This is a genomic window from Nitrococcus sp. (assembly GCF_059432795.1).
Genome location: NZ_JBXWZQ010000097.1, coordinates 1 through 4,216 on the forward strand (window position 1 = coordinate 1; position 4,216 = coordinate 4,216).

Sequence of the window (4,216 nt, forward strand, 5' to 3'; positions counted from 1 at the left end):
CCATCGTCCATAATGGCAATGCGATCACCAATATGAATGGCTTCATCAAGATCGTGTGAAATAAAGACAATCGTAAGGTTGCGTTCGCGCTGAACCCGGAGCAGTTCTTCCTGCATATCCGTACGGATTAAGGGATCCAGCGCCGAAAAGGCCTCGTCCATGAGCATGATGCTCGGTTCCAGGGCGAGGGCGCGCGCGAGTCCGACTCGTTGCTGCATACCGCCGGACAGTTCACCGGGGAAACTGTTGGCGTAGTGATCAAGACCGACAGTAGCCAGAGCCTCGTGGGCCCGCCGCAAGCGTTCCGTTTTTTGAATGCCGGCAATGTCGAGACCGAAGGCGGCATTTTCCAGGTTCGTCAGGTGGGGCATCAGGGCAAATGACTGGAACACCATCGAAATATGGCGCCGGCGGAATTCTATTAATGCCTTTCGGCGCATCGAGCTCACCTGTCGGCCTTGAATGACAATGCTGCCGGCCGTAGGCTCGATCAGACGGTTGAGCAGGCGGACGAGAGTGGATTTGCCAGAACCCGACAATCCCATGACGACGAAAACCTCGCCTTCATTGACCGTGAAGCTGGCATCCCGTACGGCCACGAGTTGGCCGGTTTGTTCATGGATCTCCTCCTTGGACAAACCACGATTGGCAGCCTCGATACCTTTTTTCGGCGCATGGCCAAAAACCTTGTATAGGTTTTCGACAATGATTTTGGGTTCGGAATGAGCCATCCATTCATACTAAGCTGCTGTAATGGCCGGAACATTGATACAGATCAGCACATGCTATTACTTAACAGGCCTGAACCATCCGTCGCCAGGGAGCATCATGGGCCGCCAGCGGTGATATCACAGTTCCAACTGTATGGGCTCCGCACACATATGACTTCGCATAATACATATTATGTAAAATTGGCAAAGAGTGTGAAATCCCCTTCAACCAGGTTGGATACCCAACCATGAACGACAAGCTCAAAACCTACCGGAGCAAGCGCGATTTCAGTAAAACGAGCGAGCCTCCCGGTAGCGAGCACAGTGAGGGCGGACGGACCTTCGTCATCCAGAAGCACGACGCCTCCAGCCTGCACTACGACTTCCGCCTGGAGTTCGGCGGCGTGCTGGTGTCCTGGGCGGTGCCGAAAGGCCTGTCGACCAACCCCGGAGACAAGCGGCTCGCCATCCAGACCGAGGACCATCCACGCGACTACGTCGATTTCGAGGGCGTCATCCCGGAAGGTGAATACGGTGGCGGCACAGTCATGGTCTGGGACACGGGCACATACCGCAACCTGCGCGCGCGCAAGGGGCCGCACAGTCAGAGCATGGAGGATGCGCTGGACAACGGCCTCATCGAAGTGTTTCTCGAAGGCGAGAAGCTGCGTGGGGGGTATGCCCTCAAACGCACCCAGAGTGGCAAGAAGCCGCGCTGGCTTATCATCAAGATGGACGACGAGCACGCCGATGCCCGCCGCCGGCCCACCAGTACTCAGCCCCGGTCGGTGAAGACCGGGCGCAGTCTTAAAGACATTGCCGAAGAGGAAGCACCCGAGGGATGAGTAATTGGCGTGAGGACCTTGCCGACGACGAACGCGAAGCACTGCAGCGCAAGACCATGCCCAAATGGACCCAGCCCATGCTGGCCACGCTCACCCATGAGCGCTTCTCCTCCCCGGACTGGATCTTCGAGCGCAAGCTCGACGGCGAGCGCTGCCTGGCGTTCCGGCGCAAGAGCCGGCTGCACATCCTCTCGCGCAACCAGCAGGATCTCAACGACACCTATCCGGAGTTAGTTGAGGCACTTAGCCGCCAGCCGCCGGCGCACTACATCGCCGATGGGGAGATCGTCGCCTTCAAGGGCAACACGACCAGCTTTTCGCGCCTGCAGGGGCGTATAGGCATCAAAGACCCCGACGAGGCACGCGCCAGCGGTATCAAGGTCTATCTTTACCTGTTCGACCTGCTCTATCTGGATGACTGGGACATTACCGGACTGCCGCTGCGCAGGCGCAAGGGGCTGCTGCGGCAGGAGTTCGAGTTTAATGACCCGTTGCGTTTCACCGTCCATCACAACGAGAAGGGCGAGGCGCTCTACGAACAGGCCTGCAGCAAGGGCTGGGAAGGTCTCATCGCTAAGCGCGCTGATAGCAGCTATGCGCACAGCCGCTCAAGCAGCTGGCGCAAATTCAAGTGCGTGAACCAGCAGGAGCTGGTGGTGGGCGGCTACACGGACCCCAGGGGCAGCCGCATCGGCTTCGGCGCGCTGCTGCTCGGCTATTATGAGAACGATGCGCTACGCTACGCCGGCAAGGTCGGCACCGGCTTCGATGACCAAACGCTCGAAGACCTGGGCGGGAAACTTGAGTCGATTGCGCAGGATGAGTGTCCGTATGCGGAAACCCCCGACGAGACCGGCAGCGACGTGCACTGGGTCAAGCCGAAGCTGGTCGTTCAGATCGGCTTCACCGAATGGACCGATGAAGGTCGTCTACGCCACCCGCGTTTTCTTGGTCTGCGCTGCGACAAGCCGGCGCGTAAGGTGATGCGCGAGGAGCCAATCTGACATGAACGTGCTGCACTTCGGCAGCTACAGCGTGGAGCTGTCAAATACCGACAAGGTACTGTTTCCGGACAGCGGCATCAGCAAGGGCGATCTCATCGACTACTATCGTAAGGTTGCCGAACTGATGGTGCCGCACATGAAGAACCGGCCGCTCACGCTACACCGTTTTCCCGACGGCATCGACGAGGATGGCTTCTATCAGCAGGAGGCCTCCGATTACTTCCCGGACTGGATCAAAACGCGCAAGACAGCACGGGCCGACGACGAAGACGAGCCGGTCGAGCACGTGCTGTGCAACAACCAAGCAACGCTAGTCTATCTAGCCAATCAGGCTGTCATCACTCCGCATGGCTGGCTGTCCCGCGCGCCGCGGCTGTCAAAGCCAGACCGGCTGATCTTTGATTTGGATCCCGCTGACGGGGACTTCACCGGGGTGCGCCGCGCCGCCCGTCAGGTCGCCGAGTTGATGGAGGAACTGGGGCTCACCCCTTTCGTCATGACCACGGGTTCGCGTGGTCTGCACGTAGTCGCGCCGCTGCGCGCCGACAGCGGCTTTGACAAGGTACGCGCACTCGCCCAGGACATGGCAGCGCTGCTGGCAAAACGCCACGCCGAGCAGCTCACGGTCGAGCAGCGCAAGAACAAGCGACGGGGCCGCATCTACCTCGATGTGATGCGCAACGCCTACGGCCAGACCGGCGTCATGCCGTACGCGGTGCGCGCCAAACCTGGTGCGCCTATTGCCACACCTCTGAATCTAACGGAGCTCGGTAACAGCAAACTCGATCCGCAGCGCTGGCATCTGAGGAATATCATGCGCAGGCTGGGTCAAATGGGCGATCCTTGGGCTGAGATCCATCAGCATGCCGCATCCCCCGGCAGCGCACGCAAGGCCCTGGATCACATACAGCAGAACTGAGCGATCACCGGGCTCCCCCTCTCCCCACTCTAGAGCAATTTGGTGTAAAGACTGGCGAAGAAGTCAATTTTGATGCGTAAATAGGGGACAGACCACGTTTTTCGATTATTTGACTAAAGCCTTTAGTTGCAGTCCGGACGGGATTGTTGCCCTGCCCTTTATTTAATTATATCCAAAAATTTGGGGAAGACAGCGATAAAGAGTAGCTGCTTCCGAATAGGGGTCATCCGTAATGCCGTTTGGGAGAATGTCCGGCCTGTAGCACAGGCGTGGCCTTCTACAACCAGCACCCATTACATGAACAATTTATTGATGTAAGACAAATAATACATATTTAATATCTATTATTATTGAGCTTATATATTGGAATCAGTCGCAGGCGGATTTGGCTACCAAGAGAACTAGTTTCTTGAAATATTTGAAAAAAAATATAAACAGGCAAGCGGGCCACATCGCCTTAAGGCATTTGCTTGTTCTGGTAATGTTCCTGGGGCTGTTCAATGGCCCCATATTCCATAGCTGCCTGCCTGGCTCTTCCACTCTTGCCACAATTGGTAGCTCCGGTAGTCAACAGGGTCATGGACCCTGCCACGCGCATGAGAATGGCCAGGCGCCAACCTCTGACAAGGCGCAATGCTGTGTGCTTGAAGCCGATGACTGCCTGCCTGGTGCTGCTGCATCAGACATGTTCGTTCAGAGTTATTCCAGGTTGGGTGATCAGCAGCCCGAGGCTCTAGC

Annotated in this window: 5 protein-coding genes; 4 read left to right on the plus strand and 1 reads right to left on the minus strand. The window is 57.3% G+C overall.

All coding sequences use genetic code 11. The features are described 5' to 3' along the window. The coding region (locus AC52Q4_RS07265) for an ATP-binding cassette domain-containing protein (RefSeq protein ID WP_495536135.1) at positions 1-731 on the minus strand (731 nt) is incomplete at its 3' end. Between the two features lie 227 nt (positions 732-958). Here AC52Q4_RS07265 and AC52Q4_RS07270 point away from each other — a divergent pair. The 4 genes from AC52Q4_RS07270 to AC52Q4_RS07285 form a co-directional block, all read left to right on the plus strand. Then, positions 959-1,555: a DNA polymerase ligase N-terminal domain-containing protein gene (locus AC52Q4_RS07270; protein ID WP_495536136.1), complete on the plus strand. Its 597-nt coding sequence runs from the start codon at positions 959-961 to the stop codon at positions 1,553-1,555. Beyond that, positions 1,552-2,559: a non-homologous end-joining DNA ligase gene (gene ligD, locus AC52Q4_RS07275; protein WP_495536137.1), complete on the plus strand. Its 1,008-nt coding sequence runs from the start codon at positions 1,552-1,554 to the stop codon at positions 2,557-2,559. The genes AC52Q4_RS07270 and ligD (AC52Q4_RS07275) overlap by 4 nt, the downstream gene beginning before the upstream one ends. A 1-nt stretch (position 2,560) precedes the next feature. Continuing rightward, positions 2,561-3,478: a non-homologous end-joining DNA ligase gene (ligD, locus tag AC52Q4_RS07280; protein ID WP_495536138.1), complete on the plus strand. Its 918-nt coding sequence runs from the start codon at positions 2,561-2,563 to the stop codon at positions 3,476-3,478. Positions 3,479-3,887: 409 nt separating this feature from the next. Then, positions 3,888-4,216: hypothetical protein (locus AC52Q4_RS07285; RefSeq protein ID WP_495536139.1), on the plus strand; the 329-nt coding region annotated here is incomplete at its 3' end.

Bases quoted from the DNA above. Each gene is read 5' to 3' on its own strand.
- AC52Q4_RS07270 (WP_495536136.1), top strand. From the start codon at position 959: ATGAACGACAAGCTCAAAACCTACCGGAGCAAGCGCGATTTCAGTAAA.
- ligD (WP_495536137.1), top strand. From the start codon at position 1,552: ATGAGTAATTGGCGTGAGGACCTTGCCGACGACGAACGCGAAGCACTG.
- ligD (WP_495536138.1), top strand. From the start codon at position 2,561: ATGAACGTGCTGCACTTCGGCAGCTACAGCGTGGAGCTGTCAAATACC.